General features: G+C 57.7%; 31 protein-coding genes. 17 read left to right on the plus strand and 14 right to left on the minus strand.

Annotated features, from left to right (window positions below; translation table 11 throughout):
* Positions 1-38: 38 nt before the first annotated feature.
* The 8 genes from MN186_RS09635 to mutM form a co-directional block, all read right to left on the minus strand.
* On the minus strand, positions 39-659 hold the full coding sequence (locus MN186_RS09635; RefSeq protein WP_242114162.1) for a LysE family translocator: 621 nt from the start codon (positions 657-659) through the stop codon (positions 39-41).
* The gene (locus MN186_RS09640) at positions 656-1072 is read right to left on the minus strand and encodes a VOC family protein (RefSeq protein ID WP_242114163.1); all 417 of its coding nucleotides are present in this window, start codon (positions 1070-1072) and stop codon (positions 656-658) included. Before MN186_RS09640 ends, MN186_RS09635 begins: the two co-directional genes overlap by 4 nt.
* Positions 1069-2175, minus strand: coding sequence for a DNA replication/repair protein RecF (recF, locus tag MN186_RS09645; protein WP_242114164.1), 1107 nt, complete (start codon positions 2173-2175; stop codon positions 1069-1071). The genes MN186_RS09640 and recF overlap by 4 nt, the downstream gene beginning before the upstream one ends.
* Before the next feature lie 68 nt (positions 2176-2243).
* Positions 2244-3362, minus strand: a complete 1119-nt coding sequence (gene dnaN, locus MN186_RS09650) for a DNA polymerase III subunit beta (protein ID WP_242114165.1) — start codon at positions 3360-3362, stop codon at positions 2244-2246.
* A 138-nt stretch (positions 3363-3500) separates the two neighbouring features.
* Complete coding sequence (dnaA, locus tag MN186_RS09655) at positions 3501-4868, minus strand: chromosomal replication initiator protein DnaA (protein WP_242114166.1); 1368 nt, start codon at positions 4866-4868, stop codon at positions 3501-3503.
* A gap of 594 nt (positions 4869-5462) precedes the next feature.
* The gene (rpsT, locus tag MN186_RS09660) at positions 5463-5726 is read right to left on the minus strand and encodes a 30S ribosomal protein S20 (protein ID WP_242114167.1); all 264 of its coding nucleotides are present in this window, start codon (positions 5724-5726) and stop codon (positions 5463-5465) included.
* A gap of 157 nt (positions 5727-5883) precedes the next feature.
* The gene (locus MN186_RS09665; protein WP_242114168.1) at positions 5884-6660 is read right to left on the minus strand and encodes an enoyl-CoA hydratase; all 777 of its coding nucleotides are present in this window, start codon (positions 6658-6660) and stop codon (positions 5884-5886) included.
* Positions 6661-6728: 68 nt separating this feature from the next.
* A complete protein-coding gene (gene mutM, locus MN186_RS09670) occupies positions 6729-7580 on the minus strand; it encodes a bifunctional DNA-formamidopyrimidine glycosylase/DNA-(apurinic or apyrimidinic site) lyase (RefSeq protein WP_242114169.1) in 852 nt (283 codons plus the stop codon).
* Between the two features lie 74 nt (positions 7581-7654).
* Between mutM and ubiE the strand changes: the two genes are divergently transcribed.
* Positions 7655-8407, plus strand: a complete 753-nt coding sequence (gene ubiE, locus MN186_RS09675) for a bifunctional demethylmenaquinone methyltransferase/2-methoxy-6-polyprenyl-1,4-benzoquinol methylase UbiE (RefSeq protein ID WP_242114170.1) — start codon at positions 7655-7657, stop codon at positions 8405-8407.
* A gap of 1 nt (position 8408) precedes the next feature.
* Positions 8409-9938 (plus strand): 2-polyprenylphenol 6-hydroxylase, encoded by a 1530-nt coding sequence (gene ubiB / locus MN186_RS09680; RefSeq protein ID WP_242114171.1) that lies wholly within the window; start codon positions 8409-8411, stop codon positions 9936-9938.
* Here ubiB and MN186_RS09685 read toward each other — a convergent pair.
* From MN186_RS09685 to fliK, 3 genes are all read right to left on the minus strand, one after another.
* On the minus strand, positions 9924-10817 hold the full coding sequence (locus MN186_RS09685) for a phosphotransferase (protein WP_242114172.1): 894 nt from the start codon (positions 10815-10817) through the stop codon (positions 9924-9926). The genes ubiB and MN186_RS09685 overlap by 15 nt on opposite strands.
* A 62-nt stretch (positions 10818-10879) precedes the next feature.
* Positions 10880-11551 carry a flagellar hook capping FlgD N-terminal domain-containing protein gene (locus tag MN186_RS09690; protein ID WP_242114173.1) on the minus strand — a complete coding sequence of 224 codons (672 nt, stop codon included), beginning with the start codon at positions 11549-11551 and terminating at the stop codon, positions 10880-10882.
* Positions 11552-11563: 12 nt separating this feature from the next.
* A complete protein-coding gene (gene fliK, locus MN186_RS09695) occupies positions 11564-12070 on the minus strand; it encodes a flagellar hook-length control protein FliK (protein ID WP_242114174.1) in 507 nt (168 codons plus the stop codon).
* 767 nt (positions 12071-12837) lie between these two features.
* On the opposite strand from fliK, the gene MN186_RS09700 reads away from it, so the two are divergent.
* The 6 genes from MN186_RS09700 (at position 12838) to MN186_RS09730 (ending at position 16605) form a co-directional block, all read left to right on the plus strand.
* On the plus strand, positions 12838-13137 hold the full coding sequence (locus tag MN186_RS09700; RefSeq protein WP_420838922.1) for a rod-binding protein: 300 nt from the start codon (positions 12838-12840) through the stop codon (positions 13135-13137).
* A complete protein-coding gene (locus MN186_RS09705) occupies positions 13124-13477 on the plus strand; it encodes a hypothetical protein (protein ID WP_242114175.1) in 354 nt (117 codons plus the stop codon). Before MN186_RS09700 ends, MN186_RS09705 begins: the two co-directional genes overlap by 14 nt.
* 210 nt (positions 13478-13687) lie before the next feature.
* On the plus strand, positions 13688-14962 hold the full coding sequence (locus tag MN186_RS16515; RefSeq protein ID WP_275066124.1) for a flagellin: 1275 nt from the start codon (positions 13688-13690) through the stop codon (positions 14960-14962).
* A gap of 73 nt (positions 14963-15035) precedes the next feature.
* Positions 15036-15407 carry a flagellar biosynthesis regulator FlaF gene (gene flaF, locus MN186_RS09720; RefSeq protein ID WP_242114176.1) on the plus strand — a complete coding sequence of 124 codons (372 nt, stop codon included), beginning with the start codon at positions 15036-15038 and terminating at the stop codon, positions 15405-15407.
* A complete protein-coding gene (gene flbT / locus MN186_RS09725) occupies positions 15404-15808 on the plus strand; it encodes a flagellar biosynthesis repressor FlbT (RefSeq protein ID WP_242114177.1) in 405 nt (134 codons plus the stop codon). The genes flaF and flbT overlap by 4 nt, the downstream gene beginning before the upstream one ends.
* Positions 15805-16605: a DUF1217 domain-containing protein gene (locus tag MN186_RS09730; protein ID WP_242114178.1), complete on the plus strand. Its 801-nt coding sequence runs from the start codon at positions 15805-15807 to the stop codon at positions 16603-16605. The genes flbT and MN186_RS09730 overlap by 4 nt, the downstream gene beginning before the upstream one ends.
* Positions 16606-16616: 11 nt before the next feature.
* Here the strand turns inward: MN186_RS09730 and MN186_RS09735 are convergent, their stop codons facing one another.
* Complete coding sequence (locus MN186_RS09735; protein WP_242114180.1) at positions 16617-17933, minus strand: FliI/YscN family ATPase; 1317 nt, start codon at positions 17931-17933, stop codon at positions 16617-16619.
* A gap of 85 nt (positions 17934-18018) precedes the next feature.
* Here MN186_RS09735 and MN186_RS09740 point away from each other — a divergent pair, with 85 nt between their 5' ends.
* The 9 genes from MN186_RS09740 to MN186_RS09780 are packed head-to-tail and all read left to right on the plus strand — an operon-like array spanning position 18019 to position 22592.
* Positions 18019-18414: a FlgB family protein gene (locus MN186_RS09740; RefSeq protein WP_242114181.1), complete on the plus strand. Its 396-nt coding sequence runs from the start codon at positions 18019-18021 to the stop codon at positions 18412-18414.
* A gap of 11 nt (positions 18415-18425) precedes the next feature.
* Positions 18426-18818, plus strand: a complete 393-nt coding sequence (gene flgC, locus MN186_RS09745) for a flagellar basal body rod protein FlgC (RefSeq protein ID WP_242114182.1) — start codon at positions 18426-18428, stop codon at positions 18816-18818.
* Between the two features lie 12 nt (positions 18819-18830).
* Entirely contained in the window at positions 18831-19121 is a 291-nt protein-coding gene (fliE, locus tag MN186_RS09750; RefSeq protein ID WP_242114183.1) for a flagellar hook-basal body complex protein FliE, read from the plus strand.
* Positions 19121-19390 carry a flagellar biosynthetic protein FliQ gene (locus tag MN186_RS09755; RefSeq protein WP_242114184.1) on the plus strand — a complete coding sequence of 90 codons (270 nt, stop codon included), beginning with the start codon at positions 19121-19123 and terminating at the stop codon, positions 19388-19390. Before fliE ends, MN186_RS09755 begins: the two co-directional genes overlap by 1 nt.
* A 3-nt stretch (positions 19391-19393) precedes the next feature.
* Positions 19394-20113 carry a flagellar hook-basal body complex protein gene (locus tag MN186_RS09760; protein ID WP_242114185.1) on the plus strand — a complete coding sequence of 240 codons (720 nt, stop codon included), beginning with the start codon at positions 19394-19396 and terminating at the stop codon, positions 20111-20113.
* 12 nt (positions 20114-20125) lie between these two features.
* Complete coding sequence (gene flgG / locus MN186_RS09765) at positions 20126-20911, plus strand: flagellar basal-body rod protein FlgG (protein WP_242114186.1); 786 nt, start codon at positions 20126-20128, stop codon at positions 20909-20911.
* On the plus strand, positions 20911-21342 hold the full coding sequence (flgA, locus tag MN186_RS09770; protein WP_242114187.1) for a flagellar basal body P-ring formation chaperone FlgA: 432 nt from the start codon (positions 20911-20913) through the stop codon (positions 21340-21342). The genes flgG and flgA overlap by 1 nt, the downstream gene beginning before the upstream one ends.
* A gap of 15 nt (positions 21343-21357) precedes the next feature.
* Entirely contained in the window at positions 21358-22086 is a 729-nt protein-coding gene (flgH, locus tag MN186_RS09775; RefSeq protein ID WP_242114188.1) for a flagellar basal body L-ring protein FlgH, read from the plus strand.
* A gap of 11 nt (positions 22087-22097) precedes the next feature.
* The gene (locus MN186_RS09780; protein ID WP_242114189.1) at positions 22098-22592 is read left to right on the plus strand and encodes a flagellar basal body-associated protein FliL; all 495 of its coding nucleotides are present in this window, start codon (positions 22098-22100) and stop codon (positions 22590-22592) included.
* Between the two features lie 100 nt (positions 22593-22692).
* On the opposite strand, the gene MN186_RS09785 is transcribed toward MN186_RS09780, so the two are convergent.
* A complete protein-coding gene (locus MN186_RS09785) occupies positions 22693-23391 on the minus strand; it encodes a fumarylacetoacetate hydrolase family protein (RefSeq protein ID WP_242114190.1) in 699 nt (232 codons plus the stop codon).
* The gene (locus MN186_RS09790; RefSeq protein ID WP_242114191.1) at positions 23388-24224 is read right to left on the minus strand and encodes an alkaline phosphatase family protein; all 837 of its coding nucleotides are present in this window, start codon (positions 24222-24224) and stop codon (positions 23388-23390) included. Before MN186_RS09790 ends, MN186_RS09785 begins: the two co-directional genes overlap by 4 nt.
* Positions 24225-24228: the final 4 nt, after the last annotated feature.

Raw genomic sequence — 24228 nt, forward strand, 5'->3', positions numbered from 1 at the left:
GGACACAAGATTTGGTGTCAAAGGTGCCGCTTTTCCGCTTAGGTGAACGGAATGATGAAACCGACCAGAATCAGCATGGTGCCGGCCGCGAAATTCATCCGCTGCAATCCCGTCGGAGACGATAGCAATTTACGAGCGCGGTCGATGAAAAACGCCATGCCAAGGTTGCCCACCAGCGGAACCACGAAAGATGCGCCGCCGATGGCCACGACATCCGGGATGGTCAGGCGTGACAGATCGAAAAACCCGGGCAGAACGCCCATATAGAACAGGATGGCCTTGGGATTGGCGATGATTACAATCAGCCCGGCGACAAACCCCGCCCAGACGCCGGGATGGGTCAGTTTGCGATCCTTGGTAATCTTGTGGTCGGCGGACCGGATAATCGTGACCCCCAGCCAGACAAAAAACAAAGCCGCGATCACCTTCAGGGCCAGCATCGCCCCGCCGAAACTGGACGCCACCCAGCCCATGCCAAGCGCGGCCAGCACGGACCAGAAGATGTCGCCAACCGCGACACCCATCGCCAGCGGCCAGGCTTGCGAATACCCACCGGCCAGAACCCGCGCCACCAGCGCCACCCAGACGGGGCCGGGGGTCAAGAACAGGATGAGCAGCCCAATGATGTAGAAGCCAAGCTCAAACGCTGTAATGGTCACGTCAGATGTCCGTCTTCGTCCATGTCCCAAAACGGGTTCATGGCGTATTCCCACAGATGGCCATCAGGGTCGGCGATATAACCGGAATAACCGCCCCAGAAGACCTTTTCCGGTCGGGAGACGGCGGTGGCCCCTGCGGCAAGCGCAGCGTCAAAGGCCGCGTCCACCTCGGCCTGGGTCGGGAAACATTGCGCAAGGGTCATGGCACCGGTCTTCAGGTCTTCAACCGTGCGCCCGGTGTCTTTCGCCAGCCCGTCCAGCGTGTAGAAGCCGAACTTCATGCCATTCATGTCATAGAACACAACCTGCTCTTGCACGTCGGATGGTTCCCACCCGATTGCTTCGTAAAACGCGCGGGCGCGGGAAAGGTCTTTTACGCCAAGGGTGATCAGGGTCACGCGGTTGGTTTTCATGTTGCCACCTGTTTGATATGCGACGTTCCGTCGGTGTCGCTGACTTCATAATGGCTGGCGCGGTCGCCAAGGTCTGCAAACAATTCGGGGCCTGTGCCTGTCATGAAAGCTTGCGCCCCCAGCGCGCAGACTTCGTCATAGAGCGCCGCGCGGCGAGCCGCGTCAAGATGGGCGGCGACCTCGTCCAAAAGCAGGATGGGTGGTGCCCCAAAATCACGGGCCAGCGCACGGCTGTTGGCAAGGATCAGCGATACCAACAGCGCTTTCTGCTCGCCGGTCGAGCAGTCCCGTGCCGCGATTCCCTTCGCGGCATAGGTGGCGGCCAAGTCTGACCGATGAGGCCCAATCAGGGTGCGCCCGGCCATGAAGTCGCGAGGTCGGCTTTCAGCGAAAGTCATCGCCAGATCTGCCTCGTTGTTGGGCAAATAAGTGTCATCGGGCTGGGTTAGAGACAGATTCGCCGTCGGAAAGGCGGTTTCAGCCTGGGCCTGTGCGGTGATCAGCTGCGACAATGCAGTGTTACGGTTATCAATAATCTCGGTTGCGGCGCGGGCCATCTGTGCTTCCAACGCGTCGTACCAATGGCTGTCTCGCTGGCCATCCTTCAACAAACGATTGCGTTCGCGCATCGCCTTTTCATAGGTCAGCACGGCGTCGGCGTGGCTGGGTTCAAAGCTCATGGTCATGCGGTCCAGAAACCGCCTGCGCCCATCGGCACCTTCGACCCAAAGCCGATCCATCACCGGCACCAGCCAAACCATTCGGGCGATCCGGCCCAGGGCGATTTGCGGGGCGGCTTTAGCGTCAATACGAACCTGCCGGGCGCCGCCAGCTTCCAGCCAGGTTTCGACCTCGTGCATCTGGTGCAGACTTTGCAGGGTGGCGGTGACTTTCCAACCGAGGCCTTCGGGTTGGCGTGTGATCTCGTCCACCGTGGCGCGACGCAGACCGCGACCGGGCGAAAGCATCGACACAGCTTCAAGGATGTTGGTCTTGCCCGCCCCGTTTCGCCCGTGGATCGCCACGGGCCGTCCGTCCAAGGACAGTCGCGCAAGGCGGTGGCTTCGGAAATGGCTCAGGGTCAGGTCACGCAGGGCCAGCATCACGCCCCCCCGTCGGCGTCGGCTCGCAAAAACGCCCGTCGGGGCATCAGATTGCGGCGCAGCGCCGGTCAAACACGCATCGGCATGACGACATAGACGGCGCTGGTGTCGTTGCCTTCGCGCATCAAGGTGGGATCGCCGGACGAGTTGAACATGAACACCGCGTTTTCACGGTCAACCTGGCTTGCGATCTCAAGCAAGTATTTCGCGTTGAAGCCGATTTCCAACCGTTCGTCACCATAGGCCACGGCCAGTTCTTCTTCGGCGGCGCCCGCATCGGGGGCGTTCACGGATAGGATCAAGCGGTCTTCGTCCAGTTGCAGCTTGACCGCGCGCGACCGTTCGCTGGACACCGTGGCCACCCGGTCAACGGCCTGTGCAAAGGCGGTCGCATCGACTTCCAGCTTGCGGGTGTTGCCGGTGGGAATAACGCGGGTGTAATCGGGGAAGGTGCCGTCGATCACTTTGGATGTCAGCGTGATCGCTGGCGTTGCAAAGCGGATCTTAGTTTCCGACACCGATACGGCGATGGTTGCGTCGTCATCATCCAGAAGCTTGCGCAGTTCGCCCACCGTCTTGCGGGGCACGATCACACCGGGCATGTCTTCGGCGCCTGCGGGCAGGTCGGCATCAATGCGGGCCAAGCGGTGCCCGTCGGTGGCAACACAACGCAGCACCTTGCCGCCTTCCGCGTCGGAGACATGCATATAGACGCCGTTCAGGTAATATCGTGTCTCTTCCGTCGAAATTGCGAATTTCGACTTGTCGAACAGGCGGCGCAGAACCGGCGCGGGGGCCGAGAAATTGGCCGAATATTCGGACGACGCCATCACGGGGAAATCTTCTTTCGGCAGCGTGGCAAGCGAGAAGTTCGAGCGCCCAGCCTCGACTGTCAGCCGACCGGTTGCACCGTCGTCGGTCAGTTGAACCAACGCGCCATCGGGCAACTTGCGCACAATCTCGTGCAGGGTGACGGCGGATACGGTGGTGGCACCGGCGCGTTCGACCATGGCGTCGGTCTTGTCGACCACCTCAATATCCAGGTCGGTGGCGCGGAACGACACGCTGTTGCCTTCGGCCTCGATCAGGACGTTTGCCAGAATGGGAATGGTGTTGCGGCGTTCGACAACGGATTGCGCCTGTGCCACGGCCTTAAGAAGCGCGCCGCGTTCGATACTGATCTTCATGTCCCACTCCTGACAGATACCGGGGCGGGGAACATATCACGTTCGCCGCCCGGCTCAATTGATTATTCGGAATGTCTGATTCTTTCGCGGGCGGGTCAAGGCTTTAGGGTCCAAAAACCCGCCGCTGTTGTGTCAATATCAGGCTTCAAGCGTGCGACGAAGAAGCTCCAGGTCTTCGGCGATCTGATCATCCACGCCCTTTAGCTCGTCGATGCGCTTCACCCCATGCATGACGGTGGTGTGATCGCGGCCGCCAAAACGCCGCCCGATTTCCGGCAAGGATCGCGAGGTCATGTGCTTGGCAAGATACATCGCCACCTGACGCGGGCGGGCGATCGTTCGCACCCGCTTGGGTCCAATCAGGTCGGACAGGCGGATGTTATAATGTTCGCTGACCTTGCGTTGAATTTCCTCGACCGTGACCTTGCGATCTGACGCGCGGAGGATATCGCCAAGGCAATCCTGCGCCAATTCCAGCGTGATCTCGCGCCCGACCAGCGAGGCGAAGGCGAACAGCCGCATCAACGCGCCCTCTAGTACCCGCACATTGGTCGAAATGCGGTGGGCCAGAAACTCCAGCACGCCATCGGCGATGACCAAGCCGTTATATTGCTCGCGATAGCCATTGGCCTTGTTCTGAAGCACACCAAGACGCAGTTCGTAATCGGTCGGGTGAAGGTCCACGACCAAGCCACATTGAAGGCGGCTTTTGATGCGGTCCTCAAGATCCTTGATCTCGCCCGGCGCGCGGTCGGCCGAGATGATAATCTGCTTGTTTTGATCCACCAACGCATTGAATGTGTGGAAGAATTCCTCTTGCGTGCTGTCCTTTCCGGCGATGAACTGCACATCATCCACCATCAGAACATCGACCGAGCGGAACAGTTGTTTGAAATCCATCATCTGTTTTTCACGGATCGCTTGCACAAAGCGATACATGAATTGCTCGGCGGACAAATAAACCACCCGGAGTTCAGGATTGCGCGTTGTCATTTCATGGGCAATGGCGTGCATCAGGTGCGTCTTGCCCAAGCCTACGCCGCCGTAAAGGAACAGCGGGTTGAACGTTACTGGGCCCCCTTCGGCCACACGACGTGCGGCGGCATGTGCCAGCTCGTTGGGCTTGCCGACGACAAAATTGTCGAACGTGAACCGGTCATAGAGCGGTGCGCCGGGCAGATCGTCGGATGACGAAGGCGTGGTCGTTGGCGTCGCAGTAGGGGTTTGCGATGTGGTCGGAAGGGGCGGTGTCATTCTGGCGGTTTTGGCAGGAACCGAAAATTCAAGACGGGATACTTTCAGCCCCTCACCGATCATCTGGCGCAGGATCTTGTCGCCAAAGTTGCGATCAACCCAGTTGCCCATGAAATTAGTTGGCACAAGGAACCTGGCGACGCCATTGTCCAGATCGGCAAATTCCAACGGTTCGATCCAGTTGGTATAATTGTTCTGCCCCACTGACTTCTGCAACTTGTTTCGAACAAGTCCCCATTCTTCGCTCGTCATGTCACCTCGACCCGATTCTTGTCTTGGACCCCAAAGTGGCAGTCCGTTTGCCCGAAATACGTCAACACTTCGGCGCGCAGGCGCCTGACGATCCACTTTGACAGGGCGCACCACCTATTCAGGCAGCCTGCAAGCCCACGACGGCCCGCCTTGCAAGACAAAGGTCTTACAAAACAAAGCGCCGTGTCGCGCCGGGAGACATGACAATACGGCAGCCTGCCGGGCCAAGCGGTCCGACAAACACTTAAAACGCTTGCCTCTAGCCCGACCCCCAAGTCGGAATAAAAACTCACGCTGATCGCACCGGAAAAGCTCCGATTCAACCTTCAGGTCAGATTTTAACCTAATTATTCAAGGGTTTGACCCTTGATTGCATCATAGTCCCAAGTCAGCGACGTGAATCGCTGCATGCAAGCTAGCAAGCTGTCAGCAGGCGGCGCAACACATCTTCACGCTTGACTCTGCCTTTCCGCAGGCGAATCCCAAGCCGCTTGTACTAATGCAATTTTTGTCGCTGAAAACGCAAACGGAGCGTGCTTTTGAGGCCACGCTCCGTTTGTTTTTCAAGTCCGGCCTTTCGACCAGTCCCGCAAGTCAGCCCAGGGCTTTGACACGGGCAGCAAGGCGCGACACTTTGCGCGCTGCGGTGTTCTTGTGGTAAACGCCTTTTGACACGCCGCGCATCAATTCCGGCTGAGCAGTTTTTAGGGCAGTCGCCGCGGCTTCTTTGTCGCCGGATTCGATTGCTTCTTCGACTTTGCGCAGGAACGTGCGGATGCGCGAGCGGCGGGCTTTGTTTACGGTGAAACGCGCGTCATTCTGGCGGGCGCGTTTCTTTGATTGGCGTGAGTTTGCCATATGTCTGATCCCTTCTTCGGGTGTGTTACAGTTCAACAGTTGCGCGGCAGCACCCGACCGGGTTCAGAACCGGTGATTCTGGCCAGAGCGGGCCTCACGCGCATATATGGCGTTCCCTTTACGGAAAAACACTCGCAAAGGGAACCCGTAATCGGCTTTATTTGTCGCGAAACTGCGGTTCGCGTTTCGCGGTGAAGGCCGCCATGCCCTCTTTCTGGTCTTCGGTCGCAAAAAGCGAATGGAAAACGCGGCGTTCGAACAAGATACCTTCGCTGAGCGGCAGTTGCTCGGCGCGGTTGACGGTTTCCTTGATCGCCATGACCGTGATCATCGACTTCTCGGCGATCTTGGCGGCGGCGGACATCGCTTCTTCCATCAGTTTCTTGGCGGGGACGATGCGGCTAACAAGTCCGGCGCGTTCTGCTTCTTCGGCATCCATGAAGCGCCCAGTCAGGTTCATGTCCATCGACTTGGCGCGACCGACCAGCTTGGTCAGCCGCTGCGTGCCACCGATGCCGGCCATGACGCCCAGGTTCACCTCGGGCTGGCCGAACTTGGCGGTGTCGGCGGCGATGATGAAGTCGCACATCATGGCCAATTCGCACCCACCGCCCAGCGCATAACCGGACACGGCGGCGATGATCGGCTTGCGAACGCGCAAAACCGCCTGTTCTTCCGGGGTAAACAGATCGCCCGCAAAAACATCGACGAAGCTTTTGTCCGCCATCATTTTGATATCGGCCCCGGCGGCAAATGCCTTTTCCGATCCGGTGATGACGATACAGCGAACCTTGTCGTTCTTTTGAGCGGCGTCCAGCGCGTCGCCCAATTCGCCCAACAAAGCAAGGCTGAGCGCATTCAGCGCGTCGGGTCGATTGAGCTTGATCAGGCAGATGTGATCTTCGATCTCAACGATGATATTCTTATAGGCCATGGTTCCCCTTGCCTTATGTTCGTGGCGGTCGACCCTGACTCGTAAGCCCGACAGCGCCATCTATCAAGTTATCTTTGGCATTGCGCGCAATAGAAAGTCGAACGTCCCGATTGCGTGATTCGCCTTATTTTTCCAGTACAACCTTGCGTCACACAAGGTTCGCCCTCGCGGCCGTAGACGCGGAAGCTGTGCTGGAAATACCCCAGATCACCGTCCGCCTGGCGATAATCCCGCAAGGAAGATCCGCCGCTTTCAATGGCTTCGGACAACACATCGCGAATGATGGGCACCAGCGTGGCCCGCCGTGCGGGCGCAATGCGGGCGGCTTTTCGAGCTGGGTGAATGCCCGCGCGATGAAGCACTTCACAGACATAGATATTGCCAAGCCCGGCGACGATGCCTTGATCCAGTAGCGCCGCCTTTATGGGCGAATTACGGCGGGACAGGGTCGCATTCAGGTAAGTGCCGTTGAAGGAATTACCCAAAGGCTCCGGCCCCAGAACGCGGATCAGCTTGTGGTCGTGAAGCGCGGCGGTTGGGCATAGGTCCATGGCGCCGAACCGACGCGGATCGTTGAACGTCACGCGCGCGCCATTGTCCATGTCCAGTACCACATGGTCATGTTTCGCGGGGGCGGGGTGATCGTGGTGAAACGCGCCCAAACGGTGGCCCGAAATCAGCATCCGCCCCGACATGCCCAGATGGATGATCAATGTCTCGCCCGTGTCCAGATCGGCCAGCAGGTATTTCGATCGGCGCCCCAGCCGAAGCACCCGTGCGCCGGTCAGGCGATCTGCCATCCGTTCGGGGAACGGCCAACGGAGCCCGTCGCGCCGGATGTCGGCGCGGGCAATCCGCGCGCCCTCGACCACGGGGGACAGGCCGCGGCGAACCGTCTCGACCTCGGGTAATTCGGGCATGTCGTTCGCCTCTCCATTGTGCGCGGGTATTCGTCGGGATATGAGGGATCAATCGCAAGGAATGGGCAACCCTGATGAGCACCTCCGAGACAAAAACAACCCATTTTGGGTTCAAGACCGTGGACGAAGACGAAAAAGCCGGGATGGTTCACGGCGTTTTCACAAATGTCGCTTCAAAATATGACATCATGAACGATGTGATGTCGGCAGGCATTCACCGGGTCTGGAAAGACGCGATGATGGATTGGCTGGCCCCACGCAACGGTCAGAGGCTGTTGGATGTGGCGGGCGGCACCGGTGATATCTCGTTCCGGTTTCTGGATCGCGCGCCCGAGGCGTCCGCCGTTGTGTTGGACATGACCGAGCAGATGCTGGTTGAAGGCCGCAAGCGCGCGGATGCCGACAATAAGGCCGATCACCTTGACTGGGTGGTGGGTGATGCTATGGCGCTGCCGTTCGAAGATAACAGCTTCGACCGCTACACGATCAGCTTTGGCATTCGAAACGTAACGCGCATCCCAGATGCTTTGGCAGAGGCCTATCGCGTGCTGAAACCCGGCGGTCGCCTGATGGTTCTGGAATTCAGCCAGCTTCCAAATGACGGAATGCAGAAGCTTTACGACCTCTACTCCTTCAACGTTATTCCCCGCATGGGAAAGTTGATCGCAGATGATGCCGACAGCTATCAATACTTGGTCGAATCGATTCGCAAGTTTCCCGATCAGGAAAGCTTTGCGCGCATGATCCGGCAAGCCGGGTTTGAGAACGTGAAATATCGCAATCTGTCGATGGGCATCGCCGCGCTGCATTCCGGTTGGAAAATCTGAGATGCGCGGACCTCACAACATTTGGCGGCTGATCCGCACTGGTGCGACGTTTCAACGGACGGGTGCGATGGGGGTTGTGCTGGACGCCATGAACGCGCCGCCGATCATTCGCATGGCAGCCCGGATTGTTGGTTTCCCGTTCGCGTGGCTGGGCAAAAAGGGTGACACGTCTCTTCCTCCCCTGACCCGCGCCATCACAGCGCTCGGCCCGGCCTACATCAAATTTGGGCAAATCATGTCCACCCGGCCTGACGTGGTTGGGGCTGAGTTGTCCGAGCAGTTGCAATATCTGCAAGACAAACTGCCGCCTTTCCCGTCCGCCGTCGCCCGGCAGATGATTGAACGCGAGCTTGGCGTTAAAGTTGACGAGGCATTTTCCGAATTTTCGGAACCTGTCGCCGCCGCATCCATCGCGCAGGTGCATCGCGCCCGCATTGCCAGCACCGGCGAGGATGTTGCCGTCAAGGTTCTGCGCCCGCATATCGAACGGGCTTTTCGCACCGATATTGACGCGTTCCATTTTTCGGCTGGAGTGATCGAGTTCCTGTTGCCCTCGACCCGCCGTTTGCGCCCGACCGATGTGGTTGAGCATTTCGAAGGCGTCGTGATGGGCGAGTTGGATTTGCGTTTGGAAAGCGCTTCGGCCAGCGAATACGCGGAAAATACGGTGGACGATGAAGGTTTTGTGGTGCCCAAGGTGAATTGGGGTCTGTCGGGGCGCACCGTGATGACGCTGGGCTGGGGCGAGGGCATACCTGCAAACGACCTGCCCGCTATCCGCGCATCGGGTCTGGATATGGACGCGCTTGGCGTGCGGGTGCTGCAACTGTTCCTGTCACACGCGCTGCGCGATGGGCTGTTTCATGGTGACATGCATCAGGGCAACCTGAAGTTTGCGCCAAATGGGGATATCATCGCCATCGACTTCGGCATCATGGGGCGGATCGACGAATACACTCGCCGCGTCTATGCCGAGATTCTGTATGGCTTCATCAACCGCGACTATCGCCGCGTGGCCGAGGTGCATTTCGAGGCAGGCTACGTGCCCGCCGACCGGGATGTGGAAGAATTCGCCCGTGCCCTGCGCGCGGTAGGAGAGCCGATTTTCGGTATGGACGCCACGCAAATCTCGATGGGTCGGCTGTTGACCTATCTGTTTGAGGTCACCGAGAATTTCGGTATGGAAACCCGGACTGAGCTGATTTTGCTGCAACGTACTATGGTAGTGGTCGAAGGTGTCGCCCGGTCGCTGAGCCCGAATATCAACATCTGGCAGGCAGCCAAGCCGGTGGTGGAAAGCTATATCAAGAACTCAATCGGCCCAAAGGCGTTGCTGGGTGATCTGGTGCGGACAGCGCGCGTATTGGCGCGCTTTGGCCCCCGCCTGCCGGAACTGGCCGAGGCGGCTTTGATCAACCAATCCGCGCCTCCGCCGGAAACGGATCGCGCCCGTCCGTTCCGCGCAATGGGCTATGTCTCGCTGGGGGGCGGATTGGCGCTTGTCGCGGTGTGGGTTTCAAGCCTTCTGTAACAGCGCCGTTTCGACGGCAGCGGCAGCGGCATAATCGTGATCGCCACGCGATGCTTTCCAATGACAATAAATCGCCATGCGCCAATGATACAGCGGCGCCAAGGCGCGATAGCGGGTTACTGTTTGCTCATCGCCGCTTTCCTGTTGGTACACATTCAGAAAACAGGCAACCTCGTCAATCGTTAGCGGACGATGACCATAAAGCACCTGCATGGCAGGCGATAGGAACATGGCAATGTCTAGGCTGGGGTCGCCTATGCTGGGACATTGCCAATCAATCAACCGCAACCCGTCGGGTGTGTCCAGAATGTTACCTGGAACGATATCACCATGCACAAAAACGCGCCGGGCGGCAGGAAGATCCGCGTCAGCGGGGATGCAGCAAGTCTGCCTCAGATCTGACGGCAATTTTTCACGTGGCATCTGGTCGATCATTGCCAGCCCGTCTGCGACCAAGGCGGCTGGACCGACTGGTCCTGTGGGCAAACCATCGGGAGGCAAGATTTCATGCAATCGCGCCATCAGCTTTGCGACGGGGGTGACGTCATCCCGCCAAGGGCCGCCGGTGAGATGCTTATAAACCAATGATTCGCCCACGGAACTGTCCTGAAAAGCCACCAGATTCGGTGCGATGTTTTTGCCGGACAAAGTGCGTAGGGCCAGAACCTCGCGCACGGCGTTATTAGCGAAAATAGGCGTGGCTGTGTTGGGCACGAACAGCTTGCACACGAAACTTGCGCGCGCGTTGATTTGGACTTTCCATGCCAAGTTGGTCCGTCCCCCGGTTAAAGCCGTCCAGCAGGCGGTATCCGGGATGATGCCTGCATCCACCCAGACGTGTTTGAGCTGTTGCAGCTGTGACCGTGTCGCCGTGCCCATTCCCACATCCCTTTAATTGGCGTAACGCTAGGGCGCTGGGCGGGGAAGGGCAACCGGGCGGTTTAGGACTCGCGAATGGCGGATACAGTGTCGGCTTGAATTTTTTGACCACTTTCCAGGACCAGCCAAAGCTGGCCGTCGGAACTCTGTGTTTCCGTAATCTTGCTATAGGCCTGCACCGGGTCAGTCGACAGATGCCGCCCGTTGCCCGAGCTGACCAGTTCAAAGGTGTAAACCCCGCGCGGGAAAGGGTTGCCGGATTGATCCACCCCCGCCCATTGAACGGGATCGGTTGTCATTGGCATGACGGTGTTTTCGATCACCTCGCCCGCTGCGTTCCTGACCACCAGCCGGGTTTCATCTGCCCCTGCTGCGGGTTCCGGCACTAATGTGACGGGGGTCTGATCAAACATGACAGGAGCGGCAACGCGCGCCTCCATCCCGACCCATCCCGCTATGTCGGACAGCCCCATCAAGCCCAGTTTAGTGCCCAGCCCGTCCAATAGGTCATTTGTGCGCACCTGCTGTTCAACACCTGAGAAGGTCGCAAGCTGCACCGCGTAGTCGGACGATTCAATCGGGTTCATTGGGTCCTGATTTTCCATTTGTGCAGTCAACATTTTCAGGAATGTCTCGAAATCAGATGAGATGACGGTCTCATCGTTCTTGGTGGCTTGGGTGTACTTAGCCGGGGGTGCTGTCAGCGCGGCGGGCAAATTTTGCGTAACGTCCATCTGCTGTCCTTTTTACAATCTTATATCCAGGCCGGCACCTTCGCCGACGGTGATGTGTACGATGCCCGGCGCCGGCTCGCCCTTCTCGCCATGTGCGCGGATTGGCCCGTTTAAAGTGGTTTGATTGCCGGTCTGGCCGTCTGAAGCCGCACCGTCTTCTTTGTGCTGGAACGAGAAGCTGACATCGTCGTAGCCCAATGCGTGCATATCCTGCGCCAATTGTTGGATATGGCGGCGCATCAGATCCAGCGTCTCGGGCCGCTCGATCTGCAAGACAACATTCATCGAGGACGAATCGGTCTGGAACGTCATCCGCACGCGCCCCAATTCCTCGGGATTCAGGGTCAGTTCCACTGGCTTGTCTGGCCGCGCACGCGCCACGTCGACCAACTGCGCCGAGATCAGGCGCGGAATATCCGCTGCCGTGCGCTGAGCTTGCGCTGGCTGATGTGTATCGCGAACCGACAATCCGGCAAGTTCCGCAGCCTGATCGTCTGGCCCGATCAACAGGTCCTGCATCGCAAGCGGGTTACTATTGACCTGCGCCCCGGCGACCTTCGCCGTTATAGTTAAAGGCTCTGGCTGCGTTGATGTAGCGAAGGCAGCGACAGCGGCGCTGGCGGTTGTCCGCTCCGCTCCGCCGCCTGGTTTAATCCGCGCAGGCGCGTCGCTGCTCTGACGCGCCAACCCCGGTTGAGCGTCTGTAAGTGCGCTTGTAACCGACAGCACAGCCGTTCTGCGTGTTGAAGACGGTTCCACCGCTGGAGTGCGCGCTTGCCCGTCCCCTGTCGGGGGTGCGGCACGGCGCAATGGATCAAACTGTGTCGATTCGGTCAGGTCAGAATCGTTTGACGCCGGTGGGGCGGTCGCGTTCTGTACGGCAACGTCGGTTGTCTGTTTCGTTCCTGAAGAAACGTCATCGCGTGAATGTGCCGCATCACCTGTTGATAGATCATTTGCACAGCCCGGGGGTTTGGACGGCGTGCCCGGCTTCTTATCATCACCACCGCGCGAGGTTTGCGGCGCATTGAGTGACTGCGCCTGACCCAGCGAGAATACAGCGTCATTACCCGACCCGTCGGACTCATCGTTTGGCCGACGGTTCGACTGGGTGGCCTTCTGGTTTTCCGCGTCGCTTGGTGGTGTGAAAATTCTGGTTTGACTGATCTGCATATCTTTTCGAACGTTCTGACTCGGTTCATCCGACCATTGCAGAAGCGAGTTACCAGTTCTTTACCGCTTGATGAGATAACCGGGAAAATTGTTCAGAATGGAAAGGGTCGAACATGGACTCGGTAGGATTGACCAAGTTGGGCAGCCCGATGCCCCCCGGCGGCGCGTCGGCGACGGGCGACGCGCAGTTGATGAAAGTCGCGCGCAAGCTGGAAGCCAGTTTCCTGTCAGAGATGTTGAAATCCGCTGGCGTTGGAAAATCACCGGAAAGCTTCGGCGGTGGCGCGGGTGAAGATCAGTTCTCGTCGTTTCTGCTTGATGCGCAAGCCCAGGAAATGGTCAAGGCGGGCGGCATTGGGTTGGCGCAGTCGCTGTTCGAAGCGTTGAAGGAGCAAGATCATGGCACACGCTAGGCCCGACTCCCCCATCCAGGCGCTTGAGCGTCTTTTAATGCGGGAACGTGACCTGATTCTGGCTGGCGAGGTCGCAAAGCTCGGCCGGCTTGAAGCGCAGAAAGACCGGCTTTTGTGTACCTTAAAGACGACCGTGGACGACGGTCCGGCGCTGGATCGTCTTCGCCAGATAGCTGATCACAATCAAAACCTGCTGACCGCCACTGCGCGCGGTATTCGTGCTGTCATGCAACGTCTTGATGCGTTGCGATCCGGCCAGACCGAGTTGCGCACATATACGCAGGCGGGGCAGGCTTACGACTTGGCAGAACGACAACCTCGGCTTGAGCGGAAGGCGTAAGATTTGCCGATTTTCCTAAAATTGCAGGCAAGATAGGCGTGATGATTCAGGTTTTGTTTAGAACAAAGGCGGCATCGTGCCAGTGCATCCCGATGGGGTGGCGCGAACCATGAAGACGGTATCGCATCGGTCAGAATGACTTGGAAAACCCGCCCTGATAGGCGGCTATGCAATCTGGTGCAAAGCGCCAAAGACTGAAGGAAATATTCTATGTCCAGTATTCTGACAAATAACAGCGCAATGGTTGCGCTTCAGACACTGAAATCGATCAACTCGAACCTGGCCAGCACGCAGGCGGAAATCTCGACCGGTAAATCTGTCGGATCTGCCAAGGACAACGCTGCGGTTTGGGCGATTTCGAAGGTGATGGAAGCCGACGTGAAAGGCTTCAAAGGCATTTCGGACAGCTTGTCCTTGGGCGAAAGCACCGTCGCCGTTGCTCGCCAAGCCTCGGAAACAGTCACCGACCTGCTGACCGAGATCAAATCCAAGATCGTCGCCTCGCAGGAAGACAATGTTGATCGCGACAAGATTCAAACCGACATTGTTGCTCTGCGCAACCAGATCACGTCCGTGGTTGGTGCAGCCCAGTTCAATGGCTTGAACCTCGTCGATGGGTCGCAAACCGGCACGAACGTCAATACGAATTCCGGCATTGATGTTCTGTCTTCGCTTGACCGCAAGGCCGACGGTTCGGTTGTGACCAGCTCGATTGGTGTTGATGCACAAAACCTGTCGTTGACGGCTGGGGTGGCACTGGCTGGGACGGCGGCTGCGGTCGGGACCGATGCGGGAACCGCCGGCGTGATTGACGCCAATGATGGTGGCACGAATGATTCGATTACCATGGATACCTTCGCATTCCTTGGTGGTGGGGCGGCCGTAAAGCCGGATACTGCGGGTATCAACAACGCTGATCCGGCGGGGTTACTTGTCGGCGATCAGTTGTCGCTGACCATCGGAAGCGTCCAAGGCACCTATGTCGTCAAGGAAGGTGATACAGCGCAAGCACTTGTTGCTGGTATGAAGAACGCTCTTATATCTCAAGGGCTTGATAGCAACAGCTTCAGCATGGATGCCGACACGAACACCGGTCATCTTGTGATCACCAACGAAACCAACGCGGCGGCTGCATTCTCGTTCAGCGCAACGCGCGGCAGCGGTGGTCTGGCTGAATTGGCCAGCATCAACGTGTCGAATGCGGCGGGCGCCGATGCTGCCCTTGGGGCAATCGAGAACATGATTCAGACCTCGATTGATGCTGCGGCAAGCTTTGGTTCTGTCGAAGGCCGGATTGAAATCCAATCCGACTTTGTTGGCAAACTGTCGGATTCATTGAAATCCGGCATTGGTGCCATGGTTGATGCCGACATGGAAGCCGCATCGGCACGGCTGCAAGCGCTTCAGGTGCAGCAGCAGCTTGGCACGCAGGCATTGTCGATCGCCAACCAAGCTCCGCAGAGCATCCTATCGCTGTTCCGATAAGATAAGCTGGGGGCGCAAAAATGGCGCCCCCTTACCAACCTTATGAAGTTCCCGTCATAGGAAGGAAATCCCCGTGAACGCTGTTGCCATGGCCAAAACGGCCTATAATTCCACGTCTCGCGCGCCCTTGCGCACGTCGCGCGGCACCGAATATGAAGCCTTTGCAAAGGTTACGCATCAATTGGGTCGGGCGCGAACATCCAGTTTTGCGGATCTGGCTGCGGCTTTGCACGAAAACCGTCGCCTGTGGACCCTTCTGGCCGCCGATGTTGCGAACGAGGACAATGCACTTCCCAGCGATCTGCGCGCCCGGCTGTTCTATCTAGCCGAGTTCACTGCCGATCACAGTCGGAAGGTTTTGTCTGAAGGTGAAGATGCATCGGTTCTGGTTGAGATCAACACCGCCGTCATGCGCGGCTTGCGCCAGTCGGAGGGGACGGTATGAGCGGCCTTGTCTTAAAACTTAGCCCAAAAGAACGGGTTTTGATCAATGGCGCTGTCATAGAAAACGGCGATCGCCGGTCGCGTCTGTCGATTATGACCCCGAACGCAAATATCCTGAGACTGCGGGATGCAATCCATCCTGAACACGCCAACACGCCGGTGCGCAGGGTCTGCTATATTGCTCAGCTCGTATTGTCGGGCGATGTGGAGAAAAATGATGCACATATGCAGCTATTGCGAGGGATTGAACAGCTGAGCCAAGTCATGACCGATTTGGATAGCCGTGAATTGTTGGCAAAATCCACGAGTGCGGTGCTGGAAGGTCAGCACTATCTTGCGCTTAAACATCTGCGTGCGCTGCTGCCGCGCGAAGAACGCTTGTTGGGCGCGCGGGTCTCATGACCTATCAGCCCATCGTTCCCATGGGTGGCGCAGCTGGATGGGCATTTTTGCAACGGACCCAAGCCGCTCAGCAAAAAGCTTTTGATGCGTCGCCCCAAATCCAGCGTGACACACAATATTTCGAGAGCAATATCGGAGAGGTCAAGACCAGCTCTGATCTGGTTGGCGATCGCAGACTATTGCGTGTGGCGTTGGGTGCATACGGGTTGGATGATGATCTGAACAGCACCTATTTTATCAATAAGGTGCTTGATGACGGAACGCTCGATCCGGCAGATCTGGCCAACAAGCTATCTGATAAGCGATATCTAGAGTTCGCGAAGGACTTTGGTTTCGGTGATTACAACATCCCACGCACACAGATGTCGGATTTTGCGGCGGATATCACGGCGGCTTACCGAACCAAGCAGTTCGAGATTGCGGTGGGACAGCAAGACCCCACGATGCGGCTGGCTATGACGCTGGACAATCAGCTTTCAGATATTGTTCGTGGCTCGGGATCTGATGATACGAAATGGTACAAGATCATGGGCAATCCCCCTTTGCGAGAGGTGTTTCAAACGGCGTTTGGCTTGCCGACAGCGTTTGGGTCGATAGATATCGACCAACAACTTTCCATGTTACGCGACAAGGCCGACCGTTATTTCGGCGATACGAGCGTTGATCAATTCACGGACCAAGGCAAAAGGGACGAGCTTAATCGCCTTTTCCTTGTCCGGTCGCAAATCGCGGCTGGCACTGCGTCGATGTCCAGCGGCTCGATCGCGCTGAACCTTCTTCAACAAATCCAATACTGACCGACTGTTCGCTATGTCGCCATGCATTTTGCAAGGCGTTGGAAGCTTACTGCGCTGTTCTTGGGCTCCGCCTCGGTCAGAAAGGCATCAAGCTCTGGCCAAACGGCGATCGCCTCGTCCAGTGCCGGATCTGATCCGGTGGTGTAAAGTCCTGACTGTATCATCATCTCTGACCGGCTGTATTGCCCCAACAGCTTGCGACCCCTTGAAATCAGCGCGTTTTCGTCATCCGTTGCGGCTTCAGGCAGTGCGCGTGACACTGAGCGCAGCAAGTCTATCGCGGGGAACCGTCCGCGTTCTGCGATATTCCGGTCCAGAACGACATGCCCGTCCAAGACACCGCGCAGAATGTCGGCGACGGGCTCTTCCATATCCGACCCGGCAACCAACACCGAGAAGATAGCTGTGATATCGCCCGCCATGCCTGATCCGGGTCCGGCGCGTTCGCAGAGGTTTGTGATTTGCTGCGCGGTCGAGGGCGGAAAGCCTCGTAGATTGCCCCCTTCGCCTGACGCCAATGCGATTTCACGATGCGCCTCGGCATAACGGGTGACGCTGTCGGCTAATAAAAGAACGTGTTTGCCTTGGTCGCGAAAGTGTTCGGCGACCGTCATCGCAGACCAGCCACAGCGGCGACGCACCATTGGCGATTGGTCTGACGTAGCGGCGACGACGACCGCGCGTTTCATCCCTTCGGGACCAAGAACGCGATCAACGAATTCCCTGACCTCACGACCCCGTTCGCCAATCAAGGCAATCACAACAACGTCGGCCTGCACGCCGCGGGCAAGTTTAGCCAACAAGGTCGACTTACCCACACCTGACCCGGCAAAAAGACCGATTCGCTGCCCCTTGACGATCGGTAGAAATGTGTTGAACGCGGCTAACCCGGTTTCCAGACGCGCACCCAGCGCGCGGCGATGGGTGGGATTCGTCACATGCCCGCGCAAGGGCGAGACATGCGGCCCGCGCAGGATTGGCCGATCATCCAACGCGTTGCCCATCGGGTCGATGACCCGTCCGATCCAGCTGCCATCTGGTGCGATGTCTGCACGACCCTTCAGAAAAACCGCATCGCCGATTTGCAAACCCTCGATGTCGCCATCTGGCAGAATCGAGACTGTTTCCGCGGAAAGATTCAAAATTTCACCCATCCGTGCGCGTCCCTTTGCGGGGCGAATTTCGACCAGGTCCGCCTGTGCTGCGACCGTGGACAAGCCTTGAACCTGTAGTGTCCCGCGCCCGATTTGGACAATGCGCCCTACGTCTGCGAAGGGCCGCACTGATGAGACCTCGGCGGTCAACTGTTCAAATCCGATCTGAGTCATGAGGCACTCCAAATTATCCTTTGAAACTGTTTTTAAAGGAATCGGGGTTAAGCCTTGGTTGAAACCAATCGAGGGAGAAGCCCCGATGTTCGAAAAAACGGATATCTTAGCCAAAGCCGCAGGGCTGGCGAAACACTCGGCCGCGCGACAGGCCGTCATCGCGCAGAACGTGGCGAACGCCGATACGCCCGGATACCGTGCCAAGGACGTGTCGTCGTTTACCAAGACATTCCAACTGGATGATTCCTCTGCGATGCGGGCGACGCGTGCGCGTCATATTGGTGCGGGAACGGATGTCGCGCGGGCCGACATTGATCCGCGGCCGGTATATCGCGCAGGCGCTATGTCGCCTAACGGCAACTCGGTCGCGCTTGAGACCGAGATGATGGCGGCGGCTGAAGCGAAGCGGGATCATGATCTGGCACTGACTATCTATAAGACATCGCTGGGCATCATGCGCAGCGCCTTGGGCCGTAGGTGAGGTAAGCACAGATGGATGATTTGAAAGCGTCATCGGCAGCGGCCGCGTCAGGCATGCACAGCCAGGCCAATCGCCTGCGCCACGTGTCTGAGAACATTGCAAACGCCGACACGCCCGGTTACCGCCGAAAAGTCGCTAGTTTTGAGGCCGCCATAAACGGCGGTCACGCCACCGGTGAGGTGCGGACTGGCCATGTGTCGCTGGACCAAACCGCCTTGCCGAAAATATATGATCCGTCTCACCCGATGGCGGACGCAACGGGCCATTACCTGGGGTCGAATGTTGATCTGGTGGTCGAAATCGCAGACGCGCGAGAGGCCCAACGCAGCTATGAAGCCAACCTTAAAATGTTTGATCAGACCCGACAAATGTCGCGCAGCCTGTTTGAACTTTTGCGTCGATAGGAGTTTGAAACAATGGACATAAGATCAACCCTCGCATCGCAGCAATACGCGGCATCACGTCAGGCGGCGACGCCTTTGCCGAACGGCGAACAAGTCACAAACCCGTTCGCGGTTGCTGCCAACAGCTTTGCAGAAACCGTGCAGCACGGTGAAAAGACCGCTATGGCGGCCTTGTCTGGTAACGCTGATCCGCACGCGCTGGTCCAAGCGCTTGCCCAGACCGAACTGGCGGTCGAGACAGCCGTCACAGTGCGCAACAAGGTCGTCGAAGCTTATCAGGAAATTCTGAGAATGCCGGTGTGATGATGGAAGAGTTTGTCTTCTACGACACTCTGCGGGCCGGTCTTTGGATCGCGGTGATGATTTCGTTGCCGATTTTAACGGTCGCACTTCTGTCGGGCTTGATTGTCGGTCTTTTTCAGGCGTTGACCTCAATTCAGGAGATGACACTGACCTTCGTGCCAAAGCTCTTGGCCATTCTGGTCGTGTTCTGGGGAAGTATGGGATTCATGACTGAAACTCTGGTCAGTTTCTTCCAAATGCGAGTCATTCCGTTGATTGCTGGGAGCTAGGTAATGGATAACATTGGATATACAACGCTGACGCGGCAATCCGGTCTGATGCGCGAAATGCAGAGCGTCGCGAACAACATCGCCAACGCATCCACAACTGGTTTTCGGCGCGAAGGCATCATTTTTTCAGAGTACGTAAGTGCGCTTGACGGTGACGACCCGTCGCTGTCGATGGCGACGGCCAATGTGCGTGCGCTTGACCTTCAGCAAGGGGGTTTGACCCAAACCGGAGGAACGTTTGACTTTGCCATCGAAGGCGATGGTTTCTTCATGGTTGATGGCCCTGACGGACAATTTCTAACGCGTGCAGGATCATTTACACCTTCAGCGCTGGGCGAATTGTCAACCCCTGACGGCTATCGCCTGTTGGACGGTGGCGGTGCACCGGTTTTCGTGCCACCCGATGCTCGGTCCGTGTCGGTTGCCAGCGATGGGACACTGTCGGTCGATGGCCGCGCGGTTGCTCAGATTGGGCTGTATTTGCCGGTTGATCAGAACGATCTTTTGCACCGCGAGGGTGTGCGTTTCGAAGCACCGGGCGGGGTTGAACCCGCGTTGGTCGAGGCATCAATCCTGCAGGGTTTCATCGAAGGGTCCAACGTTAATCCGATCACCGAAGTTGCCCGCATGATCGAGGTCCAGCGCAGCTATGAGCTAGGCCAGAAATTTCTTGAAAAAGAGGACGAACGCATTCGCGCAGTCCTGAAAACAGTCGGTCGATAAAGGAGGCAGAACATGCGTGCATTGGATATCGCAGCCACAGGTATGTTGGCGCAACAAATGCGGGTCGAGACGATCTCGAACAATCTCGCGAATATGTCCACCACCGGTTACAACGCGCGGCGGGCAGAGTTTGCGGACCTACATTACCAACAAATAGCCCGCGCAGGAACGATCAATGCTTCGGACGGAACCGCGTTGCCCACGGGAGTACAGCTTGGGTTGGGTGTCCGACCGGCATCCGTGTCGATGTTGGTTCAACAGGGGACGCTGTCCCAAACAAATGGCAACTTGGATCTCGCCATTGAAGGCAACGGCTATTTCGAGGTCACGCTGCCCTCGGGTGCCTCTGCTTTTACGCGCGATGGTGGTTTGAAATTGTCGGGGGACGGATTGATCGTAACCTCGGACGGCCATGCAGTCGCGCCCGAAATCACGGTGCCCAGCGATGCGCGCTCAATCTCGATCAATACTGAAGGTGAGGTATATGCCTATTTCGACAATGCGGCCGAACCTGAACTATTAGGCGCCTTTACCTTGGCGGGGTTCACGAATGAAAAGGGTCTTGAGGCCATCGGGTCGAATCTGTTTCGAGAAACCCCGGCATCGGGTCCCGCTTTTGTCGGCGCTCCCGGCGAAGATGGGCGCGGGACGTTGCGCCAAGGCTATCTTGAAAACAGCTCGGTCGATGCAGTGCGCGAGGTAACCGAATTGATCGAAGCGCAGCGGGGGTATGAGTTGAACTCAAAGGTCATCACCGCCGCTGATCAGATGCTTGCCGCGACGACACAGGTGCGGTGATGATCAAGCTGTTTAGCTTTATTGCATTGATTGGAAGTGCCGGTGCGACTGCGGCTGACACGGTGATTGCCGCGCGCAACATGCGGTCAAATGTGATCGTGACCGCTGAAGACCTTGAGCTGGTGTCCTCGGATATGCCCGGCGGGTTTCAAGCCATTGAAGACGTGGTGGGGCAAGAAGCGCGCGTGGTTTTATATGCGGGTCGACCCATCATGGTGAACGATGTCGGCCCGCCTGCACTGGTTGAACGCAATCAGATCGTGACACTTGCTTACGTCGCCGGTCCGCTCACGATCCTAGCTGAAGGTCGCAGTCTTGGACGCGCCGGTGTGGGCGATCGCGTGCGCATCCTGAACCTGTCTTCGCGCAACACTGTGACCGGGTCTGTGGACGCGGACGGTACTGTATCAGTCTCTAACACACGTTTTTAAGTCGAAGGATGCCACATGCGCCCGATTATTGTAGCTGCTGTCGCCATCTTGGTCGTATCTGCCTGTTCACGGCTGGACCAGGTTGGCAAGGCGCCGGATCTGAACCCGGTTGAGATGAGCCCCGAACATATCGCTATGAACGCATCTGCGCTGCCGCGCACGACGCCGCCGACAGGATCGCCGGTCAAAGCATCGCTTTGGAGCGGCGGCCGACAGTCTCTGCTTGGTGATCGGCGCGCGCAAACGGCGGGGGATATTCTGACCGTTGTGATCGAGATTGACGACAAGGCCGAATTTCAGAACAGCTCAAAACGTGCGCGTGGCGGCTCTGAAGAAATGGGCGTGCCAAATTTTCTGGGCCTGCCGCAATCGATCGACCGAGAGCTGACCGATGGCGCGTCGATGGCGAATGCGGTGTCATTGTCGTCCAGCAGTTCGTCCAATGGAAACGGCTCGGTTAAGCGGAACGAAAAGCTTGAACTTCGCGTCGCTGCCACCGTGATTGGTACGCTGCCCAACGGTGTTCTGAAGATACAGGGTACGCAAGAGGTGCGGGTGAATTTTGAACTTCGTGAACTTCTGGTGACGGGCTTCGTGCGTCCCCAAGATATATCGCGTCAGAACGAGATTTCGTATGACAAGATTGCGTCGGCGCGAATTTCTTATGGTGGACGCGGGCAGATCACAGATGTTCAGCAGCCGCGCTATGGCCAGCAAATCACTGACATCATTCTACCGTTCTGAAAGGCTTTATCATGGTTAAGTTGATGCCGATCTTGTTGGCCCTGCTTGGTTTGGCTGCTGGTGGTGGCGTAGGATATTACCTGCGTCCGGCGCCAGTGCCAGTAGCCGAAGATCCGTGCGGCAACGCTACCACCGACACCGCGCCGGCGACGCCAGGACAATCAGACGAAAAGGCTAATCCAGACAGCGAGTTTGTCAAAATAAACAACCAGTTTGTCATCCCCGTTGTTCACGATGAGGCCGTTGTTTCGCTGGTCCTTTTGTCTCTGAGTCTAGAGGTCACAGCGGGAAGCCGCGAAGCCGTCTATCAGCTTGAACCAAAACTCCGAGATGAGTTTCTGCAGGTCATGTTCAACCATGCAAATACTGGTGGATTTGATGGGGTTTTCACCCAGACAAGCCGATTAACCAACCTTCGCCGCGCCATGCGCGAGGTGGCAACAAGTATTCTGGGAAATGTCGTTCACGACGTGCTTGTTACGAATATCGTGCGGCAGGACCAGTGACCAATGCTCAGGTGGGCAACCGGCCCTGCATCGCTGCAAGACAATAGATCTGTACGGGGGTTAGGTCTGTCAGGTGCGCCGCGTCCGCAGATTGGTTGGGTCAGGACGCCGCGGAACCGATATGGGTGGTCAATTGGCCAAGACCAGAAATCTCGGCAACACAGGTGTCACCGGGCACCAAGGCACCGACACCTTCGGGCGTTCCGGTAAAAATCAGATCGCCCGGTGCCAGTGTGATCGTACTGGACAGATGGGCGATCACCTCGGGCACCGACCAGATCAGGTCTGACAGGTCCGAGGATTGTCTCGTCTTGTCATTCACTGACAGGCGGATGTATCCCGCACTTGGATGACCGGTTGCCGCAGCAGGACGCAGATCACCGCAGGGGGCGGATAAGTCAAATCCCTTTGCCATGTCCCAAGGCCGGCCGATTTTCTTGGCCTCTGCCTGAAGATCACGGCGGGTCAGGTCATTTCCGATGGCGTATCCCCAGACGTGATTCAGCGCGGTTTCGACCGAAATGTTGGTGCCGCCGACGCCGATGGCAACGACCAGTTCAACCTCGTGGTGCAGGTTTTCAGTGCCGGGCGGATAGGGCACGGTCGCCCCATCCGGCACCATCGCATCGGCGGGCTTTGAGAAGAAGAAAGGCGGCTCGCGGTCTGGGTTCGATCCCATTTCGCGAGCATGAGCGGCATAATTCTGGCCCACACAATAGATACGGCGGACGGGGAAACGTTCGGCGGACCCCGCAATGGCCAGGGAAGGTTGAAGGGGGCAGGGGATGGCCCAAGTCATGTCAGAAATACCTTTGCTTTCATGGTGTCGGGGATGCGCGCGCCCAGCCGCGACAGAATGGTCGGGGCCAGTTGCAACTGGCACAGGCGTTCGTCAAAATCAGGACCAATGGCAGGGCCGAAGTAATATAGCGCAACATCCTGCTGCACGTCTTCACGCCCACCGTGATGGCCGCGATCGGTCTGGCCGTGATCGGCGGTCACGACCACCTCGTACCCGTCGGCGCGCCAGCGGTTGATGAACAGGGCCAGTTGCTCGTCGGCTTGAAAGCAGGCTTGGTCCATTTCGCGGCATTCATGACCGAACCTGTGGCCCATGCTGTCCAAGGTGCAAGTGTGCAGGATGCCATAGTTCAGCCCGAACCTCTGGCAAAGCATGGTGAGCGTCGCGAACAGGTCCACATCCGCGGGTGTGGTCTGGTTGATCAGCCCATAGCCCGTCATTGTATGAAAGCGACCGTGGTTGATCGCGGCGCTGTCGGCTTCATCATATTCGATGTCGCGCACCAGATCGAACGGCGCGCGGTTGAAAAATTCGGACCAATAACTGTGGGTGACTGCGCCGGTCACACCGCCGGCGTTGCGCACTTGGCTGAAGATGTCAGGCTGAGACAGGCGGAATACATTGTTGTTGCCCGTGCAGCCATGATCCTGCGGCGTAACACCGGTATGGATCGAGGCATAGCAACTGGCCGATGTCGACGGCAAGACCGAGCGCATCTTCCAGCGCTGTGCCTCGCCTGCGTCCACCCAGCCCTCCAGATTTCCGAACAGCCGACGCCAGTTGCGCCAGGGCACGCCGTCCAGGATGATTAACAGTAGCTTTCCGTTCATGTTG

This window comes from Aliiroseovarius sediminis, assembly GCF_022678485.1.
Taxonomy (GTDB): Bacteria; Pseudomonadota; Alphaproteobacteria; order Rhodobacterales; family Rhodobacteraceae; genus Aliiroseovarius; species Aliiroseovarius sediminis.

What these genes read in the sequence shown, in the direction of transcription:
- MN186_RS09640 (WP_242114163.1), bottom strand. Translation starts at nt 1,072, where the DNA reads ATGAAAACCAACCGCGTGACCCTGATCACCCTTGGCGTAAAAGACCTT.
- recF (WP_242114164.1), bottom strand. Translation starts at nt 2,175, where the DNA reads ATGCTGGCCCTGCGTGACCTGACCCTGAGCCATTTCCGAAGCCACCGC.
- dnaN (WP_242114165.1), bottom strand. Translation starts at nt 3,362, where the DNA reads ATGAAGATCAGTATCGAACGCGGCGCGCTTCTTAAGGCCGTGGCACAG.
- dnaA (WP_242114166.1), bottom strand. Translation starts at nt 4,868, where the DNA reads ATGACGAGCGAAGAATGGGGACTTGTTCGAAACAAGTTGCAGAAGTCA.
- rpsT (WP_242114167.1), bottom strand. Translation starts at nt 5,726, where the DNA reads ATGGCAAACTCACGCCAATCAAAGAAACGCGCCCGCCAGAATGACGCG.
- MN186_RS09665 (WP_242114168.1), bottom strand. Translation starts at nt 6,660, where the DNA reads ATGGCCTATAAGAATATCATCGTTGAGATCGAAGATCACATCTGCCTG.
- mutM (WP_242114169.1), bottom strand. Translation starts at nt 7,580, where the DNA reads ATGCCCGAATTACCCGAGGTCGAGACGGTTCGCCGCGGCCTGTCCCCC.
- ubiE (WP_242114170.1), top strand. Translation starts at nt 7,655, where the DNA reads ATGAGCACCTCCGAGACAAAAACAACCCATTTTGGGTTCAAGACCGTG.
- ubiB (WP_242114171.1), top strand. Translation starts at nt 8,409, where the DNA reads ATGCGCGGACCTCACAACATTTGGCGGCTGATCCGCACTGGTGCGACG.
- MN186_RS09685 (WP_242114172.1), bottom strand. Translation starts at nt 10,817, where the DNA reads ATGGGCACGGCGACACGGTCACAGCTGCAACAGCTCAAACACGTCTGG.
- MN186_RS09690 (WP_242114173.1), bottom strand. Translation starts at nt 11,551, where the DNA reads ATGGACGTTACGCAAAATTTGCCCGCCGCGCTGACAGCACCCCCGGCT.
- fliK (WP_242114174.1), bottom strand. Translation starts at nt 12,070, where the DNA reads ATGCAGGACCTGTTGATCGGGCCAGACGATCAGGCTGCGGAACTTGCC.
- MN186_RS09700 (WP_420838922.1), top strand. Translation starts at nt 12,838, where the DNA reads ATGGACTCGGTAGGATTGACCAAGTTGGGCAGCCCGATGCCCCCCGGC.
- MN186_RS09705 (WP_242114175.1), top strand. Translation starts at nt 13,124, where the DNA reads ATGGCACACGCTAGGCCCGACTCCCCCATCCAGGCGCTTGAGCGTCTT.
- MN186_RS16515 (WP_275066124.1), top strand. Translation starts at nt 13,688, where the DNA reads ATGTCCAGTATTCTGACAAATAACAGCGCAATGGTTGCGCTTCAGACA.
- flbT (WP_242114177.1), top strand. Translation starts at nt 15,404, where the DNA reads ATGAGCGGCCTTGTCTTAAAACTTAGCCCAAAAGAACGGGTTTTGATC.
- MN186_RS09730 (WP_242114178.1), top strand. Translation starts at nt 15,805, where the DNA reads ATGACCTATCAGCCCATCGTTCCCATGGGTGGCGCAGCTGGATGGGCA.
- MN186_RS09735 (WP_242114180.1), bottom strand. Translation starts at nt 17,933, where the DNA reads ATGACTCAGATCGGATTTGAACAGTTGACCGCCGAGGTCTCATCAGTG.
- MN186_RS09740 (WP_242114181.1), top strand. Translation starts at nt 18,019, where the DNA reads ATGTTCGAAAAAACGGATATCTTAGCCAAAGCCGCAGGGCTGGCGAAA.
- flgC (WP_242114182.1), top strand. Translation starts at nt 18,426, where the DNA reads ATGGATGATTTGAAAGCGTCATCGGCAGCGGCCGCGTCAGGCATGCAC.
- fliE (WP_242114183.1), top strand. Translation starts at nt 18,831, where the DNA reads ATGGACATAAGATCAACCCTCGCATCGCAGCAATACGCGGCATCACGT.
- MN186_RS09755 (WP_242114184.1), top strand. Translation starts at nt 19,121, where the DNA reads ATGATGGAAGAGTTTGTCTTCTACGACACTCTGCGGGCCGGTCTTTGG.
- MN186_RS09760 (WP_242114185.1), top strand. Translation starts at nt 19,394, where the DNA reads ATGGATAACATTGGATATACAACGCTGACGCGGCAATCCGGTCTGATG.
- flgG (WP_242114186.1), top strand. Translation starts at nt 20,126, where the DNA reads ATGCGTGCATTGGATATCGCAGCCACAGGTATGTTGGCGCAACAAATG.
- flgA (WP_242114187.1), top strand. Translation starts at nt 20,911, where the DNA reads ATGATCAAGCTGTTTAGCTTTATTGCATTGATTGGAAGTGCCGGTGCG.
- flgH (WP_242114188.1), top strand. Translation starts at nt 21,358, where the DNA reads ATGCGCCCGATTATTGTAGCTGCTGTCGCCATCTTGGTCGTATCTGCC.
- MN186_RS09780 (WP_242114189.1), top strand. Translation starts at nt 22,098, where the DNA reads ATGGTTAAGTTGATGCCGATCTTGTTGGCCCTGCTTGGTTTGGCTGCT.
- MN186_RS09785 (WP_242114190.1), bottom strand. Translation starts at nt 23,391, where the DNA reads ATGACTTGGGCCATCCCCTGCCCCCTTCAACCTTCCCTGGCCATTGCG.
- MN186_RS09790 (WP_242114191.1), bottom strand. Translation starts at nt 24,224, where the DNA reads ATGAACGGAAAGCTACTGTTAATCATCCTGGACGGCGTGCCCTGGCGC.